The 22,994-nt window shown below is 72.1% G+C and carries 22 protein-coding genes and 1 tRNA gene; 15 read left to right on the plus strand and 8 right to left on the minus strand.

Features of this window, described 5'->3' with window-relative positions; all coding sequences use genetic code 11:
• Positions 1–31 precede the first annotated feature (31 nt).
• The 5 genes from AB0A94_RS00795 to AB0A94_RS00815 all read right to left on the minus strand — a co-directional run bounded on the left by AB0A94_RS00795 (position 32) and on the right by AB0A94_RS00815 (position 6,729).
• Positions 32–1,090 carry a 2-oxoacid:ferredoxin oxidoreductase subunit beta gene (locus tag AB0A94_RS00795; protein WP_361736784.1) on the minus strand — a complete coding sequence of 353 codons (1,059 nt, stop codon included), beginning with the start codon at positions 1,088–1,090 and terminating at the stop codon, positions 32–34.
• Positions 1,083–3,011: a 2-oxoacid:acceptor oxidoreductase subunit alpha gene (locus AB0A94_RS00800; RefSeq protein WP_361736787.1), complete on the minus strand. Its 1,929-nt coding sequence runs from the start codon at positions 3,009–3,011 to the stop codon at positions 1,083–1,085. Before AB0A94_RS00800 ends, AB0A94_RS00795 begins: the two co-directional genes overlap by 8 nt.
• Before the next feature lie 132 nt (positions 3,012–3,143).
• Positions 3,144–3,803 (minus strand): response regulator transcription factor, encoded by a 660-nt coding sequence (locus AB0A94_RS00805; RefSeq protein ID WP_361737528.1) that lies wholly within the window; start codon positions 3,801–3,803, stop codon positions 3,144–3,146.
• A gap of 212 nt (positions 3,804–4,015) precedes the next feature.
• A complete protein-coding gene (locus AB0A94_RS00810; RefSeq protein WP_361736789.1) occupies positions 4,016–5,380 on the minus strand; it encodes a sensor domain-containing protein in 1,365 nt (454 codons plus the stop codon).
• Positions 5,381–5,490: 110 nt separating this feature from the next.
• Complete coding sequence (locus AB0A94_RS00815; RefSeq protein ID WP_361737531.1) at positions 5,491–6,729, minus strand: sensor domain-containing protein; 1,239 nt, start codon at positions 6,727–6,729, stop codon at positions 5,491–5,493.
• A 277-nt stretch (positions 6,730–7,006) separates the two neighbouring features.
• Here AB0A94_RS00815 and AB0A94_RS00820 point away from each other — a divergent pair, with 277 nt between their 5' ends.
• From AB0A94_RS00820 to AB0A94_RS00880, 13 genes are all read left to right on the plus strand, one after another.
• Positions 7,007–7,399 (plus strand): NADH-quinone oxidoreductase subunit A, encoded by a 393-nt coding sequence (locus tag AB0A94_RS00820; RefSeq protein WP_217133509.1) that lies wholly within the window; start codon positions 7,007–7,009, stop codon positions 7,397–7,399.
• Positions 7,390–8,007: an NADH-quinone oxidoreductase subunit B family protein gene (locus AB0A94_RS00825; protein WP_361736793.1), complete on the plus strand. Its 618-nt coding sequence runs from the start codon at positions 7,390–7,392 to the stop codon at positions 8,005–8,007. The genes AB0A94_RS00820 and AB0A94_RS00825 overlap by 10 nt, the downstream gene beginning before the upstream one ends.
• Positions 8,004–9,647, plus strand: a complete 1,644-nt coding sequence (locus AB0A94_RS00830; RefSeq protein WP_361736796.1) for an NADH-quinone oxidoreductase subunit C — start codon at positions 8,004–8,006, stop codon at positions 9,645–9,647. The genes AB0A94_RS00825 and AB0A94_RS00830 overlap by 4 nt, the downstream gene beginning before the upstream one ends.
• Positions 9,644–10,612, plus strand: coding sequence for a complex I subunit 1 family protein (locus tag AB0A94_RS00835; RefSeq protein WP_361736799.1), 969 nt, complete (start codon positions 9,644–9,646; stop codon positions 10,610–10,612). The genes AB0A94_RS00830 and AB0A94_RS00835 overlap by 4 nt, the downstream gene beginning before the upstream one ends.
• 2 nt (positions 10,613–10,614) lie before the next feature.
• Positions 10,615–11,166: an NADH-quinone oxidoreductase subunit I gene (locus AB0A94_RS00840; RefSeq protein WP_361736802.1), complete on the plus strand. Its 552-nt coding sequence runs from the start codon at positions 10,615–10,617 to the stop codon at positions 11,164–11,166.
• Positions 11,163–11,795: an NADH-quinone oxidoreductase subunit J gene (locus tag AB0A94_RS00845; RefSeq protein WP_361736804.1), complete on the plus strand. Its 633-nt coding sequence runs from the start codon at positions 11,163–11,165 to the stop codon at positions 11,793–11,795. Before AB0A94_RS00840 ends, AB0A94_RS00845 begins: the two co-directional genes overlap by 4 nt.
• Positions 11,795–12,202, plus strand: a complete 408-nt coding sequence (nuoK, locus tag AB0A94_RS00850) for an NADH-quinone oxidoreductase subunit NuoK (protein ID WP_217128227.1) — start codon at positions 11,795–11,797, stop codon at positions 12,200–12,202. Before AB0A94_RS00845 ends, nuoK begins: the two co-directional genes overlap by 1 nt.
• Entirely contained in the window at positions 12,199–14,196 is a 1,998-nt protein-coding gene (locus AB0A94_RS00855) for an NADH-quinone oxidoreductase subunit L (RefSeq protein WP_361736807.1), read from the plus strand. Before nuoK ends, AB0A94_RS00855 begins: the two co-directional genes overlap by 4 nt.
• 6 nt (positions 14,197–14,202) lie before the next feature.
• Positions 14,203–15,777 (plus strand): NADH-quinone oxidoreductase subunit M, encoded by a 1,575-nt coding sequence (locus AB0A94_RS00860; RefSeq protein WP_361736810.1) that lies wholly within the window; start codon positions 14,203–14,205, stop codon positions 15,775–15,777.
• Positions 15,774–17,273 (plus strand): NADH-quinone oxidoreductase subunit N, encoded by a 1,500-nt coding sequence (locus AB0A94_RS00865; protein ID WP_361736813.1) that lies wholly within the window; start codon positions 15,774–15,776, stop codon positions 17,271–17,273. The genes AB0A94_RS00860 and AB0A94_RS00865 overlap by 4 nt, the downstream gene beginning before the upstream one ends.
• Before the next feature lie 311 nt (positions 17,274–17,584).
• Positions 17,585–18,445: a zinc metalloprotease HtpX gene (gene htpX, locus AB0A94_RS00870; protein ID WP_361736815.1), complete on the plus strand. Its 861-nt coding sequence runs from the start codon at positions 17,585–17,587 to the stop codon at positions 18,443–18,445.
• Positions 18,442–18,834: a YccF domain-containing protein gene (locus AB0A94_RS00875; protein WP_361736818.1), complete on the plus strand. Its 393-nt coding sequence runs from the start codon at positions 18,442–18,444 to the stop codon at positions 18,832–18,834. Before htpX ends, AB0A94_RS00875 begins: the two co-directional genes overlap by 4 nt.
• 110 nt (positions 18,835–18,944) lie before the next feature.
• Positions 18,945–19,511, plus strand: a complete 567-nt coding sequence (locus tag AB0A94_RS00880; RefSeq protein ID WP_361736821.1) for an SMI1/KNR4 family protein — start codon at positions 18,945–18,947, stop codon at positions 19,509–19,511.
• Positions 19,512–19,695: 184 nt separating this feature from the next.
• On the opposite strand, the gene AB0A94_RS00885 is transcribed toward AB0A94_RS00880, so the two are convergent.
• Positions 19,696–20,184: a YajQ family cyclic di-GMP-binding protein gene (locus AB0A94_RS00885; RefSeq protein WP_024883143.1), complete on the minus strand. Its 489-nt coding sequence runs from the start codon at positions 20,182–20,184 to the stop codon at positions 19,696–19,698.
• A gap of 235 nt (positions 20,185–20,419) precedes the next feature.
• Between AB0A94_RS00885 and AB0A94_RS00890 the strand changes: the two genes are divergently transcribed.
• Both AB0A94_RS00890 and AB0A94_RS00895 read left to right on the plus strand, forming a co-directional pair.
• Positions 20,420–20,501 (plus strand) — tRNA-Tyr (locus AB0A94_RS00890).
• Positions 20,502–20,610: 109 nt separating this feature from the next.
• Positions 20,611–20,823 (plus strand): hypothetical protein, encoded by a 213-nt coding sequence (locus AB0A94_RS00895; RefSeq protein ID WP_217128220.1) that lies wholly within the window; start codon positions 20,611–20,613, stop codon positions 20,821–20,823.
• 44 nt (positions 20,824–20,867) lie between these two features.
• Here the strand turns inward: AB0A94_RS00895 and AB0A94_RS00900 are convergent, their stop codons facing one another.
• Positions 20,868–21,524: an NAD(P)H-binding protein gene (locus AB0A94_RS00900; protein ID WP_361736826.1), complete on the minus strand. Its 657-nt coding sequence runs from the start codon at positions 21,522–21,524 to the stop codon at positions 20,868–20,870.
• 63 nt (positions 21,525–21,587) lie between these two features.
• Positions 21,588–22,874, minus strand: coding sequence for an amidohydrolase family protein (locus AB0A94_RS00905; RefSeq protein WP_361737534.1), 1,287 nt, complete (start codon positions 22,872–22,874; stop codon positions 21,588–21,590).
• Between the last annotated feature and the right edge of the window lie 120 nt (positions 22,875–22,994).

Below are 22,994 nucleotides of genomic sequence, written 5' to 3' on the forward strand. Positions count from 1 at the left end.
ACCCGGGTCCCGGTTCGGTCGTCGGCGGGGGTCAGCCCACGACCGTCCAGGTGTCGCCGCCGGTGAGCAGGGTGGCGAGGTCGCCCTTGCCCCGCTGTTCGACGGCGGTGTCGAGCTGGTCGGCCATGAGGGTGTCGTAGACGGGCCGGTCGACGGAGCGGAAGACGCCGATCGGGGTGTTGTGCAGGGTGCTGGGGTCCGCGAGCCGGGACAGCGCGAACGCCGTGGTGGGTGAGGCGGCGTGGGCGTCGTGGACGAGGACGTCGGCCTCGTTCTCCGGTGTCACGGTGACGACCTCCAGGTCGCCGGTGGTGCGGTCGCGCACGACGCCCTTGGCGTGGTCGGTGCCGAAGCGGATCGGCTGCCCGTGCTCCAGGCGGATCACCGCTTCCTGGGCCTGCTGCCGGTCCTTGAGGACCTCGAAGGCGCCGTCGTTGAAGATGTTGCAGTTCTGGTAGATCTCCACCAGGGCGGTGCCGGGGTGGTCGGCGGCCTGGCGCAGCACCTCGGTGAGGTGTTTGCGGTCGGAGTCGACGGTGCGGGCGACGAAGGACGCCTCCGCGCCGATGGCCAGCGACACCGGGTTGAAGGGCGCGTCCAGCGATCCCATCGGTGTCGATTTGGTGATCTTGCCGACCTCGGAGGTCGGGGAGTACTGGCCCTTGGTCAGGCCGTAGATCCGGTTGTTGAACAGCAGGATCTTGAGGTTGACGTTGCGGCGCAGGGCGTGGATGAGGTGGTTGCCGCCGATGGAGAGGGCGTCGCCGTCGCCGGTGACCACCCAGACGGACAGGTCGCGGCGTGAGGTGGCCAGGCCGGTGGCGATGGCGGGGGCGCGGCCGTGGATGGAGTGCATCCCGTAGGTGTTCATGTAGTACGGGAAGCGGGAGGAGCAGCCGATGCCGGAGACGAAGACGATGTTCTCCCTCGCCAGGCCGAGCTGGGGCATGAAGCCCTGCACGGCGGCCAGGACGGCGTAGTCGCCGCAGCCGGGGCACCAGCGCACCTCCTGGTCGGACTTGAAGTCCTTCATGGACTGCCGGCCCTCGGCCTTGGGCACCAGCTGGAGAAGGGCGTTGGTGTCAGTCATCGATGGCCTCCTTCAGCGCCGTGGCGAGCTGCTCCGCCTTGAACGGCATGCCGTTGACCTGGTTGTAGGAGCGGGCGTCGATGAGGTACTTCGCCCGGATGAGCGTGGCGAGCTGCCCGAGGTTCATCTCGGGGACCACCACCTTGTCGTACCTCTCGAGGACCGCGCCGAGGTTGTGCGGGAAGGGGTTGAGGTGGCGCAGGTGGGCCTGCGCGATCCGGCCGCCCTCCTTGCGGATGCGGCGCACGGCGGCCGTGATCGGCCCGTAGGTCGACCCCCAGCCCAGCACCAGGGCCTTCGCTCCGTCCGGGTCGTCGACCTCGACGTCGGGCACGTCGATGCCGTCGATCTTCGCCTGCCGGGTGCGGACCATGAAGTCGTGGTTGGCGGGGTCGTAGGAGATGTTGCCCGTGCCGTCCTGCTTCTCGATGCCGCCGATGCGGTGCTCCAGACCCGGGGTGCCGGGGACGGCCCAGGGGCGGGCCAGGGTCTGCGGGTCCCGCTTGTAGGGCCAGAACACCTCGGTGCCGTCGTCCAGCGCGTGGTTCGGGCCCTGCGCGAATTGCACGGTCAGGTCCGGCAGCTCCTGGAGGTCCGGGATCCGCCAGGGCTCGCTGCCGTTGGCGAGGTAGCCGTCGGAGAGCAGGAAGACGGGTGTGCGGTAGGTCAGGGCGATGCGGGCCGCCTCCAGGGCGGCGTCGAAGCAGTCGGCCGGGGTGCGGGGCGCGACCACCGGGACCGGCGCCTCGCCGTTGCGGCCGTACATGGCCTGGAGCAGGTCCGCCTGCTCGGTCTTGGTCGGCAGGCCGGTGGACGGGCCGCCGCGCTGGATGTCCACGACCAAAAGCGGCAGCTCCAGCGACACCGCCAGGCCGATGGTCTCCGACTTCAGCGCCACGCCGGGGCCGGAGGTGGTGGTGACCGCGAGCGAACCGCCGAACGCCGCCCCCAGCGCCGCCCCGATGCCGGCGATCTCGTCCTCGGCCTGGAAGGTCCGCACACCGAAGTTCTTGTGCCGGCTCAGCTCGTGCAGGATGTCCGAGGCCGGGGTGATCGGGTAGGAGCCGAGGTAGAGCGGCAGGTCCGCCTGGCGGGACGCGGCGATCAGCCCGTAGGACAGGGCCAGGTTCCCGGAGATGTTGCGGTAGACGCCGGGCGGGAACGCCTTCGCCGCCGGGGCCACCTCGTAGGAGACCGCGAAGTCCTCCGTCGTCTCGCCGAAGTTCCACCCCGCCCGGTAGGCCGCGATGTTGGCCGCCGCGATGTCGGGCTTCCCGGCGAACTTCGACCGCAGGAACTTCTCCGTGCCCTCGGTGGGCCGGTGGTACATCCAGCTCAGCAGCCCGAGCGCGAACATGTTCTTGCTGCGCTCGGCCTCCTTGCGGGTGAGGTCGAACTCCTTGAGCGCCTCCACGGTCAGCGTGGTCAGCGGCACCGGGTGCAGGCTGTAGCCGTCCAGCGAGCCGTCCTCCAGCGGGCTGCTGTCGTAGCCGACCTTCTGCATCGCCCGCTTGGTGAACTCGTCCGTGTTGACGATGATCTCCGCACCGCGCGGCAGGTCCCCGATGTTGGCCTTCAGCGCCGCCGGGTTCATCGCCACCAGCACGTTCGGCGCGTCACCGGGGGTGAGGATGTCGTGATCGGCGAAATGGAGCTGGAAGGACGACACACCGGGCAGCGTGCCGGCGGGCGCGCGGATCTCGGCCGGGAAGTTCGGCAGCGTGGAGAGGTCGTTGCCGAACGACGCGGTCTCCGAGGTGAAACGGTCACCGGTGAGCTGCATACCGTCACCCGAGTCCCCCGCGAACCTGATGATCACCCGGTCGAGCCGGCGGACGCCCTTCGCACCCGCCGCCGTGCGCTGCTCCCCTACGACTGCTCCGTCGGCCTGTTCCGCTGGACTGCTGACCTGACTGGTCACTGAACTGGACCTCCTCGAGGCGGCTGTCCGGGACGGCCTTCCCGTAGGCCTTCCCCGCATAAACCCTACGTCCGTAAGGGTCGCCTTCCTCGGCTCATTCGCATGGTGGACACGACTTCGAGACGTCCCCGCTCAGGAGTTGAGGTAGGTGAGAACGGCCAGTACCCGCCGGTGATCGCCGTCGCTCGGGGACAGCCCCAGCTTCAGGAAGATATTGCTGACGTGCTTCTCCACGGCACCGTCGCTGACCACCAGCTGCCTGGCGATCGCCGAGTTCGTCCGGCCCTCCGCCATCAGCCCCAGGACCTCCCGCTCACGCGGGGTGAGTCCCGCGAGCACGTCCTGCTTACGGCTGCGCCCCAGCAGCTGTGCGACGACCTCCGGGTCCAGCGCCGTACCGCCCTCGGCCACCCGCACCACCGCGTCCACGAACTCACGGACCTCGGCCACCCGGTCCTTGAGCAGATAACCGACGCCACGGCTGGAACCGGCGAGCAGCTCCGTGGCGTAGCGCTCCTCCACGTACTGCGACAGCACCAGCACGCCGATGCCCGGATGCGTCTTCCGCAGCTGCACCGCGGCCCGCACCCCCTCGTCCGTGTGCGTCGGCGGCATCCGTACGTCGGCCACCACGACGTCCGGGAGCAGGTTCTCCCCGTCCAGCTCGGTGATGGTCTTGATCAGCGCGTCACCGTCACCGACACCGGCCACGACCTCGTGCCCACGGTCGGTCAGCAGCCGGGTCAGGCCCTCCCGCAGCAGCACCGAATCCTCGGCGATGACCACCCGCACCCTGTCCTCCACGTTCCTCGGCCCCCATGCCCCTGATCCGCGCCCGCCCCCGTGGCGGACCCGGTCGTCAGGTCCAGCATTCCAGCATCCGGTGGGGGATGCGGCGGGGCGACGAGATTGGGGTGTCGTCGTGGCGGGCAGGCGGGCAGGCGGGCAGGCGGGGCCGTGGCCCGCACCCACCCACCGGTTCCGTCAGTGAAGCCGGTCCGCCCTCATCGTGTCCGCTGCGCCCGCCACGGCAGCTCGGCGGTCACCCGCGTCGGGCCGCCGGCCGGGGAGTCCACCACCAGGATCCCGTCCACCGCGTCCAGCCGCTCCGCCAGCCCGGCCAGCCCGGAACCCTCGGACACATCGGCACCGCCCACGCCGTTGTCCACGACCTGGAGCATCAGCCGGTTCTCCGTCCGCCACACCTCCACGGCCGCCCAGGTCGCCCGTGAGTGCTTGCTGATGTTCTGCAGCAGCTCCGAGACGGTGAAGTAGGCGATGCCCTCGATGGCCGGCGCGGGCCGCTCCGTCAGATCCACCTCCACCTGCACCGGCACCGTGCAGCGCGAGGCGACCGAGGACAGCGCCGCGTCCAGACCCCGGTCGGTCAGCACCGCCGGATGGATGCCGCGGGCGAGATCCCGCAGCTCCTGCAGGGCCGTCTTCACCTCGCCGTGCGCCTCGTCCACCATCCGCGCCGCGACCTGCGGGTCCTCCCGCAGCTTCTCCTTCGCCAGCCCCAGATCCATGGCCAGGGCCACCAGCCGGGCCTGCGCCCCGTCGTGCAGATCGCGCTCGATGCGCCGCAGGTCCGCCGCCGCCGTGTCCACCACGACCCCGCGGTCCGACTCCAGCTCCACCACCCGCGTGGCCAGCCGCGACGGCCCGAGCAGCCCGTGCACCATCACCCGGTCCACCATCGTCAGCGCCCGCACGATCCACGGCGTGGCGAGGGTGAACAGCAGACCCACTCCCGAGGTCACCGCTATCTCGAACGGGTTGTCCAGGTAGATCCGGTGGTGCTCGTCGCCGTACAGCTGCATGCCGGGCTGATCGCCGTACGCCGGCAAGGCCCAGAACCACAGCGGATACGTCAGCAGCGACCAGCCCATCGGCCAGACGACCGCGCTGACGGAGAAGGAGAGCACCGCCCACGGCAGCTGCAGCACCGCGTACAGCAGGGCCCGCCAGGAGGTGCCGCTCTTGAGCACGGCCCCGATCCACGCCATGAACCCCCGCCGCCTCATCCGCAGCGGCTCCGGCTCGGCCACCTCCAGGCCCAGCAGCCCCCGTGCCCGAGCCCGCTCCACCGCCCCGAACCCGCGGCAGCCGGCGAGCGCCGCCGCCAGCACCGGGACGCCGAGGAAGGTCACCAGCAGGCCCGCCCCCAGCGACACCATCGTGATCGCGTAGGTGAACAGCAGAATGCTGATCGGCAGGCTCAGCAGCACGTACCCCAGCTCGCGCCAGGTGCGCCCCTCGACCGGCGCCCGCAGCGCGGCCGGCAGCCGGTGCCGCCGTCCCCCGGCGTATCCGGAATGTCCGGGCTCCGCGGGGAGCCCGTAGCCCTGTCCGTACTCCGTGGCCATCGGTCCCGTCCTTCTCCTCGTCCGGCGGCTGTGCTGTCGTACCTCCAGACTCCTCGGCCGCAGGCCGGCGAACCATGGAGAGCGTCGCAGTCTTGAGCGGGGGGTTTTCCCTACCCCCGGCCGCGGACGGACGCCTCCTTGGACGCCCTCCCGCCCCTGCCCGGCTTCTCGGCCAGGGCACCGGAACGGTCCCGCCACGGCAGCTCGGCCGTCACCGTCGTCGGGCCGCCTTCCGGCGACTCCACGACGAACAGGCCGTCCACCGCGCCCAGCCGGTCGGCGAGACCCCGCATGCCCGTCCCGCCGTCCAGGCTCGCGCCCCCGCGCCCGTCGTCCCACACCTGTATGAGCAGCCGGCCCTCCGACCGCCACACCTCCACCGCGGCCGACCGGGCCCGGCTGTGCTTGCTGACGTTCTGCAGCAGCTCCGAGACGGTGAAGTAGGCGATGCCCTCGATGGCGGCGGCCGGCCGTTCGTCCAGGTCGACCGTCACCTTCACCGGCACCGTGCAGCGCGAGGCGACCGAGGACAGCGCGGCGTCCAGCCCCCGGTCGGTCAGCACCGCCGGATGGATGCCCCGGGCGAGGTCCCGCAACTCCTGCAGCGCCAGCTTCACCTCGCCGTGCGCCTCCTCGACCATCGACGCCGCGGCGTCGGGGTCCTCCAGCAGCTTCTCCTTGGCCAGGCCCAGCCCCATCGCCAGATTGACCAGCCGGGCCTGCGCCCCGTCGTGCAGATCGCGCTCGATGCGCCGCAGGTCCGCCGCCGCCGTGTCCACCACGACCCCGCGGTCCGACTCCAGCTCGGCTATGCGCCGCTCCAGCTCGTCGGAGGGCGACAGCAGGCCGCGCACCATCGCCCGGTCGGCGTTGGCCAGGCCCCGCACGACGAACGGCAGCACCGGCCACAGCACGAACAGACCGGTCAGCGTGACGACGAAGGTGACGATGCCCCACGGCAGCCGTATCAGCTCGTACAGGACGGTGCGCCAGCCCACCGGGTCCTTGACCGCCATCCACAGCTGCGGCCAGAACCCGTCGGCGCCGCGCATCGGCAGCCGGCTCGGCTCCTCCACGCGCACCCCGAGCAGCTTCCTGGCCCGCGCCCGCTCCATCCTGCCCAGCAGCCGGGAGCCCATCAGCCCGAGCGCGAGCAGCGGGAACCCGACCACCGTGACGGTCAGCCCGACACCGGTGAACAGCATGGTCACCGTGTAGACGAAGCCGGCCAGCGACACCGGCAGGTTCGCCAGGAGATGGGCGATCTCCTTCCAGGTGTGCGCGTCGTACGCGAAACGGGCCGGTGGCGGGCGGTCGCCGCGCTCGGCCGGTTCCGGGACCGCCGTCATGGGCGTGCCCGGATGCGGGAATGGTTCGGTCATGGGCACAAGCGTGCCCGGAGCCGGGGGCCTGCGCCATGAGGTGGACCGCCAGGACGCACTGAGGAAAACCCCACCCCCGCATGCCGAGCGGTGACGGGCTGCTTACGGTGCATTTATGAGGGCCTAGACTCCCGTGCGTACAGATCGTCGGACCGTGACGTTCACCGGCACGGATCACCGGCACGGATCAAGGGCACGGCACAGGTACGGGCCAGGGCGCCGATCAAGGGAGTGAGGGGCGGACGTGCGGGAATCGACCGTCGTCGCGGCGGACTACTTCCAGTCCTACTCGGTCGTCGGACTGCTCGCCGTCGTCGGCCTGCTGTTCGTCGCCGTCGCCTTCGGGGCGGGACGCCTGCTGCGGCCGGTGGTCCCCACGCCCGAGAAGCTCCTGACGTACGAGTGCGGGGTCGACCCCGTCGGGGAGGGCTGGGCCCACACCCAGGTCCGCTACTACGTCTACGCCTTCCTCTACGTGATCTTCGCCGTCGACTCGATCTTCCTCTTCCCCTGGGCGACCGTCTTCGCCGCCGACGGCTACGGCGCGACCACCCTCGTGGAGATGTTCATCTTCCTCGGCTTCCTCGCCGTGGGTCTGCTGTACGCATACAAGAAGGGCGTCCTGACATGGACGTGAACCCTGCCGCCCCCGAGCCCGTCCTGCTTCCGGAACCGAAGCGGCTCGGCGCGCTCGCCCGGCTGGCTCCCGAGCCGATGAAGGTGGTCCTCAACTGGGGCCGCCGCTACTCGCTGTGGGTCTTCAACTTCGGCCTCGCCTGCTGCGCGATCGAGTTCATCGCCGCGTCGATGGCCCGCCACGACTTCATCCGCCTCGGCGTCATCCCCTTCGCGCCGGGGCCGCGCCAGGCCGACCTGATGGTCGTCTCCGGCACGGTCACGGACAAGATGGCACCCGCGGTGAAGCGTCTGTACGAGCAGATGCCCGAGCCCAAGTACGTCATCTCCTTCGGCGCGTGCAGCAACTGCGGCGGCCCGTACTGGGACTCCTACTCCGTCACCAAGGGCGTGGACCAGATCATTCCGGTCGACGTCTACGTACCCGGCTGCCCGCCCCGGCCCGAGGCGCTGCTCCAGGGGATCCTGAAGCTCCAGGAGAAGATCGCACGGGAGTCGCTGGGGGAGCGGTACGGGTCCGCCTCCGGCGCGGGGCGGCCGTCGGCGGCGGCGCTGCAGAGCGGGCTGGTCCGGCCGCCGGCGCCGTCCGGTGAGGGGGAGGGCCGATGACCGCGGTCGGCTGGCTCCCCGCCGACGCCGAGGAACTGTTCGGCACGGAGGCCACGGCGGAGGAGTCGTACGGCGTCCTGACCGTCGACGTACCGCCCGCCTCCTGGATCACCGCGCTGGAGGCCGCGCGCGACCGGGTCGGCTGCACCTTCTTCGACTGGCTGAGCGCGGTCGACGAACCCGGCACCGGGTTCCGCGTCACGGCGCACGTCGCAGCCCTGGCCCCGGTGCGGCGCCTGCTGCTGCGCACCACGGTGCCGCACGAGGCCCCGACGCTGCCCTCCGCCGTGGACGTCTACGCGGGTGCCGCGTGGCACGAACGCGAGACGCACGAGATGTTCGGCGTCGACTTCACGGGCCACCCGGGCCTGGACCACCTGCTCCTGCCGGACGGTTTCGAGGGCCACCCCCTGCGCAAGGACTTCGTCCTCGCGGCGAGGGTCGCCAAGGCCTGGCCCGGCGCCAAGGAACCCGGGGAGTCCGAGCACGGCGGCCCCAAGCGCCGCCAGATGCTTCCCCCCGGCGTTCCCGACCCGAACGAATGGGGCCCCCTCAAGGGCCAGCTCCCCCCGGCCCCGGCCCGCCCGGCCCGGGGCGCGGGCAGGACGGCGGCGGGTGCGGGACGAGCGGCAGGAGACCGCCCGGCCCCCGACCGCCCACGCCGAACCCGCACGGCGGCGGAGGGTTCCGCGAGCCAGGCGGCCACCCCGGAGCCCTCCGACCGACCCACGGCCCCACCGCGCCGCATGCGTACGGCGGCGCAGGGCTCCGCGAGCCAGGGGGCGGAGGCGCGCCCCGAGGCCGCCGCTCCCCCCGCGCGGCGCGCGCGGAGTGCCAGCGAGGGGTCGGCGTCGCAGCGTTCCGGCACCGGCGACCCGCGCCGGGCGCGCACCGCGTCCGAGGGACCGGCGAGCCGGCGTGCCGTGCCAGGAGTGACGGCGGCGTCCGGCGAACCCGCGGCGGCGGACGACGAGTCCACTCCCGTGCCCACCGAGGGCCGACCGGACCGCAGGCCTTCGGCCGCGCCCCGCAGCTCGGACGCCCCCTGGCACCACGCCCGCCCGGCCTTCGCCCGACCCGAGACGGACGACGGCACGGAACCCGCTGCCGACGCAGGCCAGGCCGAGGAGGCGGCGGCGGCTCCCGGACCGGACGCCGGCCCGGTCGGAGGGGCCGAGGCCCCTGCCGGATCCGGTGCGGAGTCCGAGAGCGGTGCCCGGACCGGTTCTGAACCGGCCGGCACGCCCGACGCCGGTCCGGTCGGAGGGGCCGAGGCCCCTGCCGGATCCGGTGCGGAGTCCGAGAGCGGTGCCCGGACCGGTTCTGAGCCGGCCGGCACGCCCGACGCCGGTCCGGTCGGAGGGGCCGAGGCTCCCGCCGGATCCGGCGCGGAGTCCGACGGCGCTCGGCCGGAACCCGGACCGGCCCGGGAGCCTGCCCCCGGACCTGGCACGGACACCGGTCCCAGCGCCACGCCCGAGTCCGGTCCGGAGACCGCCCCCGAGCCCAGCGCCACACCCGAGTCCGGTCCGGAGACCGGTCCCGAGCCTGACCCGGAGCCCGACGCCGCGCCCGGCCCGCAGACCGGGAACGCCCCCGAGACCCCCACCCCCGAAGACCCCTCAGGAGGCCCGCGGTGAACGACGTGCTCGACGTCGCCCTGCGACTCCTGGTCGTGTTCGTCGTCTTCCTCACCTTCCCCCTGATCGTGGGTCAGACCGAGCACAAGGTGATGGCCCACATGCAGGGCCGCCTCGGCCCGATGTACGCCGGCGGCTTCCACGGCTGGGCCCAGCTCATCGCCGACGGCGTGAAGTTCGCGCAGAAGGAGGACGTGGTCCCGGCCGGCGCGGACCGGCGTATCTTCCAGCTCGCCCCCGCCGTCGCCCTCCTGCCGTACCTCCTCGTCCTGCTCGCCGTCCCGATCGGCCCGGGCGAGGGCGCGGTCGGCCAGGTGATCGACGCGGGCGTGTTCTTCGTCCTCGCCGTCATGGGCGTCGGCGTCCTCGGCTCGCTCATGGCCGGCTGGGCCTCCGCCAACAAGTTCTCCCTCCTCGGCGGCCTGCGCACCGCCGCCCAGCTCCTCGCGTACGAACTCCCGATGCTGCTCACCGCCGCCTCGGTGGCGATGGCGGCCGGCACGGTCTCCCTCGTCGGCATCCTCGACGCCTTCGAGTGGTGGTGGGTGCCCTGGCAGATCACCGGCGCGCTCGTCTTCTTCGTCGCCGGCCTCGCCGAACTCCAGCGGCCCCCCTTCGACATGCCGGTCGCCGACTCGGAGATCATCTTCGGCGCGTACACCGAGTACACCGGTCTGCGCTTCGCCCTGTTCCTCCTCGCCGAGTACGCCGGGATCGTCGTCCTGTGCGGTCTGACCACCGTCCTGTTCCTGGGCGGCTGGCACGGCCCCTGGGGCGCCGACGGACTCGGCTGGGTCTGGACCCTGCTGAAGACCGCGGTCCTCGCCTTCGTCGTCATCTGGCTCCGCGTCACCTACCCCCGGCTGCGCGAGGACCAGCTGCAGAAGCTCTCCTGGACCCTCCTCGTCCCCCTCTCCCTCGCCCAGATCGCCTTCACCGGCATCGTCAAGGTGGTGATCCGGTAATCATGGTTCCCTTCCCCGGCTCCGGTCTGGCCAAGGGCCTGGCCGTCACCCTGCGGACGATGACGAAGAAGTCCGTCACCGCCCCGTACCCGGACACCCAGCCCGACCTCCCGCCCCGCACCCGCGGTGTGATCGGCCTGTTCGAGGAGAACTGCACGGTCTGCATGCTGTGCGCCCGCGAGTGCCCGGACTGGTGCATCTACATCGACTCCCACAAGGAGACGGTCCCGGCGGCGACCCCCGGCGGCCGCGAGCGCAGCCGCAACGTCCTCGACCGCTTCGCCATCGACTTCTCCCTGTGCATGTACTGCGGTATCTGCATCGAGGTCTGTCCCTTCGACGCCCTGTTCTGGTCGCCGGAGTTCGAGTACGCCGAGACCGACATCCGCGACCTCACCCACGAGCGGGACAAGCTCCGCGAGTGGATGTGGACCGTCCCGGCCCCGCCCGCCCTCGACCCCGGAGCCGAGGAGCCGAAGGAACTCGCCGCCGCCCGCAAGACCGCCGACAAGCTCGCCGCCGCCCGGGCCGAACCGCAGGAGGAGGAGTCGTGACCCTCGCCGCAGCCGCGGGAACGGCCGCGCACGCCACGACGACCACCGCCGCCGAGGCGCACGGCTTCCTCTCCCCGACCGGGGTGGAGATCGCCTTCCTCCTGGTCGGCCTGGTCACCCTCGGGGCCGCCGTCATCACCGTCACCACCCGGCAGCTGGTGCACGCCGCCCTGTGGCTGGTGGTGGCCCTCGGCGGCCTCGCCGTCGAATACCTCCTGCTCACCGCCGAGTTCATCGCCTGGGTGCAGGTCCTCATCTACGTCGGTTCCGTCGTCGTCCTCCTCCTGTTCGGGCTCATGCTCACCAGGGCCCCCATCGGCCGTTCACCGGACGCCGACTCCGGAAACCGCTGGGTCGCCCTCACCGTGGCCGTCGCCGCCGCGGCAGCCCTGGTCTGGGTCGTCGTCGACGCCTTCCGCACCACCTGGATCGACCTGGACGGCGCCCCCGCCGGCTCCACGGACGTCACCGGCGCGAGTCTCTTCCAGCACTGGGTCCTCCCCTTCGAGGCCCTCTCCGTCCTCCTCCTCGCCGCCCTCGTCGGCGCGATCGTCCTGTCCCGCAAGGCGAAGGCCGACGCCGCGTCCGGCGCGACGGACACCCGGCGCGGCACGGAAGGGACCCGTTGATGCACCTCGCCTATCCCGCCGTCCTGTCCGCCCTCCTCTTCTGCACCGGCCTGTACGGCGTCCTCGCCCGCCGCAACGCGATCCTGGTCCTGATGTCGGTCGAGCTGATGCTCAACGCCGTCAACCTGAACCTGGTCGCCTTCGACGTCTGGCTCAGCCGGACCGCCGAGGACACCCTGCACTCCGGCCAGGCCCTCACCCTGTTCACCATCGCCATCGCCGCCGCCGAGATCGGCATCGGCCTGGCGATCGTCCTCGCCGTGTACCGCAACCGCGGCACCTCGGACATCGACAAACTCCGCGACACCGCCGAGGGCCACGAGCCCGACGGCCCCGACAGCGACACCACCGGCCGCGAAGCCCCCGTGCCCCGGACGGCCGGCGAGAAGGCTGAGGCCACCGCGTGACCACGACCACCCTCGCCGTCCTCGTCCCCCTCCTTCCGTTCCTCGGCGCGCTCGCCGGGCTGCTCCTGGGCCGCACGGCCCCCGGCTTCGTCCGCCCGCTCGCCGTCCTGCCGACGCTCGCCTCCCTCGCACTGGCCGCCACGGTCGCCTGGCGCCAGGGCGGAGACCAGGCCGTCGACGCCGCGACCGAGCTCACCCCCACCGGCTCGGTCCCGATCGAACTCGCCCTGCACGTCGACGGCTTCGCCGCGCTGACCGCCGTCCTGGTCACCGTCGTCGCCGGCTGTGTGCAGATCTACTCGACGGGCTACCTGCGCGACGACCCGCGCTACCCCTCCTACGCCGCCCTCGTCTCCCTGTTCACCTCCGCGATGCTCCTGGTCGTCTACTCCGGCGACCTGATGGTGCTGCTGGTCGGCTGGGAAGTCATGGGCATCTGCTCCTACTTCCTCGTCGGCCACTACTGGGAGACCCCCGAGGCCCGCGCCGCCTCCCTCAAGGCCTTCCTGGTCACCAAACTCGGCGACGTCCCCTTCCTCATCGGCCTGTTCGCCCTGGCCACCGAAACCGGGTCCTTCCGCATCACCCGGATCCTCGGCGCCGTCGCGAACGGCGGCATCGAACACCCCGCGCCGATCGCCCTGCTGCTCCTGGCGGGCGTGGCCGGCAAGTCGGCGCAGTTCCCGCTGCACACCTGGCTCCCCGACGCGATGGCGGGCCCGACCCCCGTCTCCGCGCTGATCCACGCCGCGACCATGGTCGCCGCCGGCGTCTACTTCATCGCCCGCCTCCTCCCGCTCTTCGAGGCCTCCCAGGCCGCGATGACCGTCCTCGCCGTCATGGCCGCCGTGACCATGGCCGGCTCCGCGCTCGCCGCGCTCGCCCAGGACGACATCAAACGCGTCCTCGCCTACTCGACGATCGGCCAGCTCGGCTACATGACCGGCGCCCTCGCCGTCGCCGACCGCGGTGCCGCCGTCTTCCACCTCCTGTCCCACGGCGCCTTCAAGGCGCTGCTGTTCCTCGCGGCCGGCGTGATCATCCACGCCGCCGGCACCAACTCGCTGGCCGCCATGTCCCGCATGGGCCACCTGCGCGACCGGATCCCCGACGCCTACTGGACGATGACCGTGGCGCTCCTCGCGCTCGCCGCGATCCCGCCGTTCAGCGGCTTCTTCTCCAAGGAGGCCGTCCTCGGCGTCGCCGAACACGTCGTCACCGGCCACACCGAACACGCCCCCGCCGCGGCGGGCTGGATCGTCCTCCTCGCCGGCCTCGTCACGGCCCTGCTCACGGCGGCGTACGCGATGCGGCTGTGGCTGCTCGCCTTCCGCGGACACGGAACCGAGGCGCCCGACCACGGCAGGCAGCCGCTGACCATGACCGCGGTGCTGTGGGTGCTCGCCGTGCCGTCCCTCGCGCTCGGCGGTTTCGCCTTCCGCCTGCTGCCCGACTGGTTCGACGGCCACGACCTGACCCCGACGCTCACCACCTCCGTGCTCGGCACGGGCGTGGCCCTGGCCGGCGGCATCATCACCTACGCCGTCTGGCGGCACACCACCGCACACGCCGCCGCTCGTGTCCCCCTCGGTGCCGTCGCCGCCCACCCCGGGGGCGATGCCGGACTGGTCGAGGCGGAGGCCATCGCCAGCCACGAACCGGCCTACGGGGACATCGCGTACGCACCCGACCCGTCGGACCCCGGGAGGCTGCTGCTCGGCCCGCTGCACCGCCACGCGGCCGCCGGCTTCCACCTGGACGCCGTGTACTCGGCCCTCTTCGTCCGCCCGGTCCGGGCCGGCGCGAGCCTCGTGCGGTTCCTCGACCGCGAGGTCGTCGAGACCTACGTACGCGGCGCGGGCACCCTGCCCCGCTGGCTCGGCACCGCCGTACGACGGGCCCAGACGGGCAATCTGCAGACCTATGTGAGCGCGCTGCTCGCCGGCACCGTCGTCCTCGCGGTCGCCGCCGTCCTCGTCGCCACGGGAGCGTGAGCAGGCGTGATCGATATCAACGAGTCCGTGATGCAGTTCCTTCTGGCGTTGATCGTCGTCGGCCCGCTCCTCGGTGCCGCCGCCGCTCTCCTGCCGGCCCCGCCCGGACTGAAGGGGAAGTCACCCGACCAGGCGGTGCTCCGCCACGGCGTGACCGTCACCGGCGCGATCCTCATCGCGGCGATCGTCCTCGCGCTCGGCTTCGACCACGACCAGCCGTCGAAGATGCAGGCCACGACCGACATCAGCTGGATCCCCGCACTCGACGTACGCATCCACCTCGGCACCGACGGCATCTCCCTCCCCCTCCTGGTCCTGACCGCCCTGCTGACCTTCCTCAGCGCCCTCTACTCGTACTTCAAGCCGCCCACGGGACCGTCCCCGAAGGCCTTCGTCGCCCTGCTGCTCGTCCTCGAGTCCGGCACCCTGGCGACCTTCGCCGTCCTCGACCTGATCCTGTTCTTCCTCGCCTTCGAGACGGTCCTCATCCCGATGTACTTCCTCATCGCCCGCTGGGGCGGCGAGGGCCGGGCCGAGGCCGCCTGGAAGTTCATCCTCTACACGCTGCTCGGCTCCGTGGTCATGCTGCTCGGCCTGCTCCTGATCGGAATCGAGGCGGGCACATTCGACATGGTGGCACTCGCCACTGACAACGACCGGACGCTGACCACATCCGTGCAGGTCATCGCGGTACTCGCGGTCGGGATCGGGCTCGCGGTCAAGACCCCGATGTGGCCGCTGCACAGCTGGCTGCCCGACGCCCACACCGCCGCGCCGACCGTCGGCTCGGTCCTGCTGGCCGGCGTCCTGCTGAAGATGGGCACGTACGGTTTCGTCCGGATCCTGCTGCCCGCCGCACCGGACGGCTTCCGCACCTTCGCGCCCTACCTCGCCGCGTTCGCCGTCGTCGGCGTCATCTACGGGTCCCTCGCCTGCCTGGCCCTCGCCAAGCGGGGCGCGAAGGGCGACCTCAAACGCCTCATCGCCTACTCCTCCGTCGGCCACATGGGCTTCGTCCTCCTCGGCATCGCCACCATGACCCCGACCGGCGTCAACGGCGCCCTGTTCGCCAACATCGCCCACGGCCTCATCACCGGCCTGCTGTTCTTCCTGGTCGGCGCCCTCAAGGACCGCACCGGCAGCACCGACCTCGACACCCTGGCCAAGGAGACGGGCGCCGCCCTGTACGGCAAGGCCCCGCGCCTCGGCGGCCTGCTCGCGTTCGCCGCCGTCGCCTCCCTCGGCCTGCCCGGCCTCGCCGGATTCTGGGGCGAGATGCTCGCCCTGTTCGGCGCCTTCGACCCCGCCGAAGGCCTCAGCCGCCCCGCCTTCCTCACCTTCATGGCCATCGGCGCGTTCGGCACCCTGCTGACGGCCGCGTACCTGCTGATCGTGGTCCGCCGGGTCTGCATGGGCGCCGCACCCCAGGACGCCCCGGAACTCACCGACGTGCGCTCCTACGAGTTCGCGGCCTGGACCCCGCTCGTCGTCCTCACCGTCGTCGCCGGGCTCTGGCCGGGGGCCCTCCTCGGACTGACCGACCCGGCCGTGCAGCAGCTCCTCGCAGGAGGCACCCGATGAGCTCCCTCGTCCAGTCCGTCGACTGGCTGGCCATCGCGCCGCCCACCATCGCGGCGGTCGTCGGACTCGTCGTCCTCGTCGCCGACCTCTTCGTCGGCGAGACCCGAAAGCCGCTCCTCGGCTGGTTCTCGGTGGCCGGACTCACCGCTGCCACCCTCATGCTGCTGCCCCTCCTCGACGCCGACCGCAGCACCTTCTGCCTGGTCGGCGAGGAAGGCGTGTGCAGCTACACCGCGGACCGCTTCACCCTCGTCATCCAGTTCCTGGTGCTCGGCGGCGCCCTCCTGGCCGCCCTCCTGTCGGTCACCGCCCTCAAGGACGAGGGCGAACGGCTCCCCGAGGGCGAGTACTGGTTCCTGTTCCTCTCCTCCGCGGCCGGCGCCGCCCTCCTGCCCGCCTCCCGCGACCTCGCGACCCTCGTCGTCGCCCTGGAGGTCGCCTCCCTGCCCGCCTTCGCCCTGGTCGGCCTGCGGCACGGTGACCGGAAGTCCTCCGAGGCGGCCCTGAAGTTCTTCCTGTCCTCCGTCACCGCCACCGCGGTCAGCCTGCTCGGCGTCAGCTTCGTCTACGCCGCCACCGGCACCCTCCACCTCACCCTGGTCGCCGAACGCGTCCTGGACGTCGACGGACAGCTCCACACCCTCACCCAGACCGGCGTCGTCCTCACCCTCATCGGCTTCGCCTTCAAGACCGCCGCGGTCCCCTTCCACTTCTGGGTCCCCGACACCTACGTGGGCGCCCCCCTGCCGATCGCCGCCTACCTGTCGGTCATCGGTAAAGCGGTCGGCTTCACCGGCCTGATCCTCGTCACCGTCGTCGCCCTGCCGTCCTACGCCGACGTCTGGGGCCCGGCCCTCGCCGCGCTGGCCGCCCTCACCATGACCGTCGGCAACGTGGGCGCCCTCAGACAGCAGGCCACGCGCGCGTACGGCGCGGTACGCCTCCTCGCCTGGTCGTCCGTCGGCCAGGCCGGCTACCTCCTGGTGCCGATCGCCGCCGCCGCGTACTCCGGCGACGCCGAGAAGTCGATCGGCTCCACCGTCGCCTACGCCCTCATGTACGGCGCCGTGAACCTGGGCGCGTTCGCCGTGGCCGCCCTCGTCGGCCGCGCGCACCGTCTCAACCGCGTCGCCGACTACCGCGGCCTCTACACCTCCAGTCCCCTCACCGCGCTCCTCCTGGCCTTCTTCCTGCTCTGCCTCGCCGGACTCCCACCGGGTGTCATCGGCCTCTTCGCCAAGGTCACCGTGTTCTCCGCGGCCGTCGACGCCGGACTGGGCTGGCTCGCCGTCGTCATGGCCGTCAACGTCGTCATCGCGCTGGTCTACTACCTCCAGTGGACGGCCCTGCTGTTCCGCGCCCCCGAGGGCGAACCGGTGAGGCACCGGCTCCCCGCCCCCCTCACCGCCGCCCTCGCCCTGACCGGCGTCCTCGGCATCGCCCTGTCCGGCGCACCCCAGCTGGTCCTGCGCTTCACCGGCACCGGGCTCTTCTGAGCACACCGGGCCGCGCCCCGCACGCGCGCGTACGGCCTGCAGCACGTAGGACGTCGTCCCGTCCCGCTCCCCGCGCGTACGGCCACCGCACGCCCACGCGCGCGTGCGGGGCGCGGAACGCTCCGGACGGCGGTCACCCGGACGGGTGACACGCGCCACCGCGCGGACAAGGGAACTAGTGCCCTTCGCCTGGCGTTGACCGATACGGGAGGGTCCACTGGACGTGACACCACCAGACCAGTGGGCAGCGCAGGTCAGAAGGAAGATCAGCAAGCAAGGGTCCCCCTGCCGCACGACTTGGAGGGCGTACCGTGCACCGCCGGCACAACGGGCTCAGGACAGCGGTCCTCCTCGGGGGACTGTCCGCACTCATCATCGTCATCGGCAGCTTCTTCGGCCGCGCGGGGCTCGTCGTCGCCGTACTGATCGCGCTGGGCACCAACGCGTACGCGTACTGGAACAGCGACAAGCTGGCCCTGCGCGCGATGCGCGCCCGCCCGGTGAGCGAGTTCGAGGCCCCGGGGCTGTACCGCATGGTCCGCGAACTCTCCACCCAGGCCCGCCAGCCCATGCCCCGCCTGTACATCTCCCCGACCGAGGCCCCCAACGCCTTCGCCACCGGCCGCAACCCGCGCAACGCCGCCGTGTGCTGCACCGAAGGCATCCTGCGCCTGCTCGACGAGCGGGAGCTGCGCGGCGTCATCGGCCACGAGCTCAGCCACGTCTACAACCGCGACATCCTGATCTCCTCGGTCGCCGGCGCCCTCGCCTCCGTGATCATGTTCCTGGTCAACTTCGCCTGGCTGATCCCGATCGGCCGCTCGGACGACGACGACGGCCCCGGCCTCCTCGGCATGCTGCTGATCATGATCCTCGGGCCGCTCGCCGCATCCCTCATCCAACTGGCCGTCAGCCGCTCCCGGGAGTACGAGGCCGACGCCTCCGGCGCCCAGCTCACCGGCGATCCCCTCGCCCTCGCCGGCGCCCTGCGCAAACTGGAACACGGCACCAAACAGCTCCCCCTCCCCCCCGAGCCCCGCATCGAGACGGCCAGCCACATGATGATCGCCAACCCGTTCCGCCCGGGCCAGGGGCTCTCGAAGATGTTCTCCACCCACCCGCCGATGGCGGAACGCATCGCCCGGCTCGAGAAGATGGCAGGTCACCAGTGAAGACCATCCTGAATCTCATATGGCTCGTCTTCAGCGGCTTCTGGCTGTTCCTCGGCTACCTGCTCGCGGGCGTGCTGCTCTGCATCACGGTCATCGGCATCCCCTTCGGAGTCGCCGCCTTCCGCATAGGCGTCTACGCCCTGTGGCCCTTCGGGTACACGACGGTCGAACGCCGGGACGCGGGAGCCCCTTCCTTCCTCGTCAACGTGCTGTGGCTGCTCCTCGCGGGCTGGTGGCTGACGCTCGGCCACATCCTCACCGGCATCGCCCTGTGCGTGACGATCATCGGAATCCCGCTCGGCATCGCCAACTTCAAGCTGATCCCGGTCTCGCTGTTCCCGCTGGGCCGCGAAATCGTACGGACGGACCAGTCGTTCACACAGCGCTGACAAGACGGGAGACACCCCCGTGGGCCACGTCATGACCCAGGCGTTGTCCACAGCCCGGAGGTTGTCCACAGGCCCGCACGCATGTCAGTGGCGGCCCGCATGATGAACCCATGACCGAGCACGAGCAGTTGCTGACACAGGTGGCGGACAAGGCCCGCAACACCCGCCCATGGGGCTGGCCCTCCCTCCCCGACCCCGTGGACGCGGCCACACTGGCACGCGCCGAGGCCGCGCTGGGCTTCGCCCTGCCCCCGCTGCTCGCCGAGCTCTATCTGCGCATAGCGGACGGCGGATTCGGCCCCGAGTACGGATTGCTGCCCCTCCTGGACGGCACGCCCTCGGGTGAACCCGCCGCCGTGGCCCAGTACCTCGCCAACCGCGAGAGCGGCCGTGAGGACCCCGACTGGCCCTGGCCCGAGGGAGTGCTGCCCATATCCCACTGGGGCTGCGGCATGTACGCCTGCGTGGACTGCCGCTCGCCCCGGGCCACCGTCCTCCTCTTCGAACCCAATCCGGGCGACCCGGACCACGCCTGGTTCCTCGACGCGCCCGGCCTCGCGGACTGGCTCCACTCCTGGGTCCGGGGCACGGGCTGGTACGAGGAGGAGAACGAGGGCATGGACCTGGCGCCGTGGACCGGTCTCCACGACCCCGCGACACCTGCGCCGACGCCCTGACCGGGCCGCCGTACGCCTCCTGACCGCCTGCCGCATCCTGCTCGGCCGCTCACGGGCCTGACCGGGCACCGCGCCCCGAACCGCAGCCGACGGGCGAGCGGGCGAGAAGGGTGGCCACCGTCCGGGTGCCACCCTTCCTCGTGCCCGTGCGGCGCGCGACCGCCACGGTGCCGGTCGGCCGGACCTACCGGTAGTTCACGAACTGCAGGGCGAAGTCGAAGTCCTTGCCCTTGAGCAGCGCGATGACGGCCTGCAGGTCGTCGCGGCTCTTGGAGCTGACCCGCAGCTCGTCGCCCTGCACCTGGGCCTTCACGCCCTTCGGACCCTCATCGCGGATGATCTTCGCGACCTTCTTCGCGTTGTCCTGGGAGATGCCCTCCTCGATCGACGCGAAGATCTTGTACTCCTTGCCCGAGAGCTGGGGCTCACCCGCGTCCAGGGCCTTCAGGGAGATGCCCCGCTTGATCAGCTTGGACTGGAAGACGTCGAGGACGGCCTTCACCCGGTCCTCGGAGTTCGCCTCCATGAGGATCTTCTCCCCGGACCACGAGATCGAGGCGCCCACGCCCTTGAAGTCGTAGCGCTGCGAGATCTCCTTGGCGGTCTGGTTGAGGGCGTTGTCGACCTCCTGCCGCTCGACCTTCGAGACGATGTCGAAACTGGAGTCGGCCATGTCCTGTGGCTCCTTGTATCGGGGTGCGTACCGGGCTGCGCACCGGATGCGTACCGGCGTACGTGAAGCGGCCCCCGAGCCCGGCATCGGTCCCCGGCCGCATCCGGACCAGCCTAGTCACCACCCGGCCTCCGGGTCGCGATCAATCCGGTGGCGAAGCACCCCTGTCCATCGGGTATTGTTTACGTCGTTGCCAAGGAGCACCGCCGAAAAGCGGTTCGACGGCAGCAACCCCGGCGGTGTGCCCGAGCGGCCAAAGGGAGCAGACTGTAAATCTGCCGGCTCAGCCTTCCCAGGTTCGAATCCTGGCGCCGCCACACTGGGGAAGACCCCCTCCGAACTGCGGAAACGCAGTTCGGAGGGGGTCTCTTCGTTTCCGCGGGCGCTTCCTGTCCGCGGGCGGATGCCCCGGGGCACACTGGCCCCATGTCGTCCCGTCGCCGCCCCTGTCCCGAGTGCCGTCGTGAGATCGCCGTCGTCGCCGGACGGTACGCGCGGCACGATCCGCCCGGCGCCCGGGGGAGCGGGGAACTGACCTCGTGCCCCGGGTCACGCAGGCACGCCCCGCTCGGTGCGGAACAGCCCTCGCTGGACGGCTACGCGGTCCCGGAGTTCCCCGGACAGATGCCCCTCTTCTAGCCCGGTCTTCCAGTCCGGTTCAGTCCGGTTCCAGTCCGGCCGGCTCAGTTGCCGGCCACCGACTTCACGGCCACCGACACCGGCGCGGGGCCGCTGATCAGCTCCAGGGTCAGGCCGGCCGTCGCGGGGGTGTCCACCAGCTCCGCCAGCACGGCGGCCACGTCGTCGCGCGGGACCGGGCCGCGGCCCGTGTGGGCCTCCAGGCGGACCAGGCCGGTGCCGGCGTCATCGGTGAGCTGACCGGGGCGCAGGATCGTCCAGTCCAGGGCGTCCAGACCGCGTACGTACGCGTCCGCCTCGCCCTTGGCGCGCAGGTACACGTCGAAGACCTCGTCGCCCTCGTGGGCCGGGTCCGCGCCCATGGACGACACGACCACGAAACGCCGTACGCCCGCGCGGACGGCCGCGTCGGCGAAGAGGACCGCCGCCGCCCTGTCCACCGTCTCCTTGCGGCCCGCGCCGCTGCCCGGCCCGGCGCCCGCCGCGAACACCGCCGCGTCCGCGCCCTCCAGCCGCTGCGCGACCTCCTCCACCGAGGCCGACTCCAGGTCGAGCACGACCGGTTCGGCGCCCAGGCGACGCAGTTCGTCGGCCTGTTCGGGGGTGCGGATGATGCCCGCCGCCTCGTCTCCGCGCGCGACGAGCAGCCGCTCCAGCCGCAGCGCGATCTGACCATGACCACCAGCGATGACAATGCGCATGCCTCCGACCGTACGCCGGGCCGACCGCGTCCGCCGCGCAACGCCCCAGGGACCGGTCCGGCTCTATGCGCCGCCGCGGCCCTGCCGGGGCAGCCCCGGTTCCGCCTCCACCTCCGCCGCCGGGGACGCGCAGGCCGCCGAACCGCGGTACTCCCGCACCGCGCTCGTCCGCGCCACCACCCGCCCCCCGTGCACCACGACGCGGCTGTACCCCAGCGACAGCGCCCCCGGGAGCCCGTCCCCGCGGACCGCCAGCAGTTCGGCCGGGAAGCCCGCCTCCACGCGCACCTCGGGCAGTCCCAGGGCCGCCCGCGCCGACGCGCTCACCGCGGCGTAGGCGTCCTCGGCGGACAGCCCGTGGCGGGAGGCCAGCAGGTACGCCGCCTCCAGCGGGTCGCCGCGGCCCACCGGGTTCGACACGTCCCGCAGGGCACCGCTCCCGGCGGCCACCCGCACCCCCGCCGACCGCAGCAGCCGTACCGGCGCCGTGCCCCGGCGGTCCACGGTGCCGCAGCCGCCCTGCGGCAGGCACACCACCGTCACCCCGGCCGCCGCGAGCCGGTCCGCGGTCCGCGCGGCCGGCTCGGCGGGCAGCAGGGCGAGACCGCCGCACGGGCCGAGGGCGACCCCCTGCCGCAGCCCGCCCGCCATGGCCGCGAACCGGGCCAGCCGGGCGGGGTCGGCGGCGTCCGTGTGCAGGTCGACGGGGCAGCCGTGTTCGGCGGCGACCTCCAGGACCGCCTCCACGTAGCCCGTGGGATCGGGGTCGAGGTCGGGACAGCCGCCCACCACGGACGCGCCCATCTTCACCGCGTCCCGCAGCACCGCGAGCCCGTCCGCCCCGGCCACCCCGGTCAGCAGCCGCGGCACCGCCACCGTCGTCAGTCCGGCCAGCCCGCGCAGCGAGCGCTCCACCCGCAGCACGGCGGTCAGCGCGCCCAGCCCGGCCACGTCGCCCACGCGCACGTGCGCCCGCAGCGCCGTCGCACCGTGCCCGAGCTGGAGCAGTGCAGCCTCCGTGGCGCGGCGCTGGACGTCCCGGGGGTCGTACGAGACGGGGCCGCCGTCGTCGGCGGACAGGGCCGTGTCCGCGTGGGCGTGGGGCTCCGCGGGGGCCGGCAGGAGCAGATAGCCGGTGAGATCGACCTGCGTGCCGCACGCGCGCGTGCCGTCCGCCGCCAGGCTGCCGGCCGTACCGACCGCCTCGATGCGCCCGCCGCCCAGCCGTACGTCCACGGTCCGGCCGTCGGTGAGGCGCGCGCCGCACAGCAACAGCGGAGCCGGATCGGCCGGAACCGGACCCGGGGGCGAGGGCGGACGGGGCGGTGGCTGCGGCCGGCTGTCGGGCATCGCGTTCCAGGGGCTCGGGCTGCGCGCGGAGGGCAAGGTCACGCAGACAAGATCACGCAGAGTGAGTCGAGCCTAGGCCGGGGGCCCGTCCCCCGCCGGGAGGAGCCCAATAGTCGTACC

It is taken from the genome of Streptomyces sp. NPDC044984, from assembly GCF_040646935.1.
Taxonomy (GTDB): Bacteria; Actinomycetota; Actinomycetes; order Streptomycetales; family Streptomycetaceae; genus Streptomyces.

Bases quoted from the DNA above. Each gene is read 5' to 3' on its own strand.
- AB0A94_RS00795 (WP_361736784.1), bottom strand. From the start codon at position 1,090: ATGACTGACACCAACGCCCTTCTCCAGCTGGTGCCCAAGGCCGAGGGC.
- AB0A94_RS00905 (WP_361737534.1), bottom strand. From the start codon at position 22,874: ATGCCCGACAGCCGGCCGCAGCCACCGCCCCGTCCGCCCTCGCCCCCG.
- AB0A94_RS00880 (WP_361736821.1), top strand. From the start codon at position 18,945: ATGACCGAGCACGAGCAGTTGCTGACACAGGTGGCGGACAAGGCCCGC.
- AB0A94_RS00900 (WP_361736826.1), bottom strand. From the start codon at position 21,524: ATGCGCATTGTCATCGCTGGTGGTCATGGTCAGATCGCGCTGCGGCTG.
- AB0A94_RS00885 (WP_024883143.1), bottom strand. From the start codon at position 20,184: ATGGCCGACTCCAGTTTCGACATCGTCTCGAAGGTCGAGCGGCAGGAG.
- AB0A94_RS00825 (WP_361736793.1), top strand. From the start codon at position 7,390: ATGGACGTGAACCCTGCCGCCCCCGAGCCCGTCCTGCTTCCGGAACCG.
- AB0A94_RS00815 (WP_361737531.1), bottom strand. From the start codon at position 6,729: ATGACGGCGGTCCCGGAACCGGCCGAGCGCGGCGACCGCCCGCCACCG.
- AB0A94_RS00840 (WP_361736802.1), top strand. From the start codon at position 10,615: ATGGTTCCCTTCCCCGGCTCCGGTCTGGCCAAGGGCCTGGCCGTCACC.
- AB0A94_RS00895 (WP_217128220.1), top strand. From the start codon at position 20,611: ATGTCGTCCCGTCGCCGCCCCTGTCCCGAGTGCCGTCGTGAGATCGCC.
- AB0A94_RS00810 (WP_361736789.1), bottom strand. From the start codon at position 5,380: ATGGCCACGGAGTACGGACAGGGCTACGGGCTCCCCGCGGAGCCCGGA.
- AB0A94_RS00830 (WP_361736796.1), top strand. From the start codon at position 8,004: ATGACCGCGGTCGGCTGGCTCCCCGCCGACGCCGAGGAACTGTTCGGC.
- nuoK (WP_217128227.1), top strand. From the start codon at position 11,795: ATGCACCTCGCCTATCCCGCCGTCCTGTCCGCCCTCCTCTTCTGCACC.
- AB0A94_RS00865 (WP_361736813.1), top strand. From the start codon at position 15,774: ATGAGCTCCCTCGTCCAGTCCGTCGACTGGCTGGCCATCGCGCCGCCC.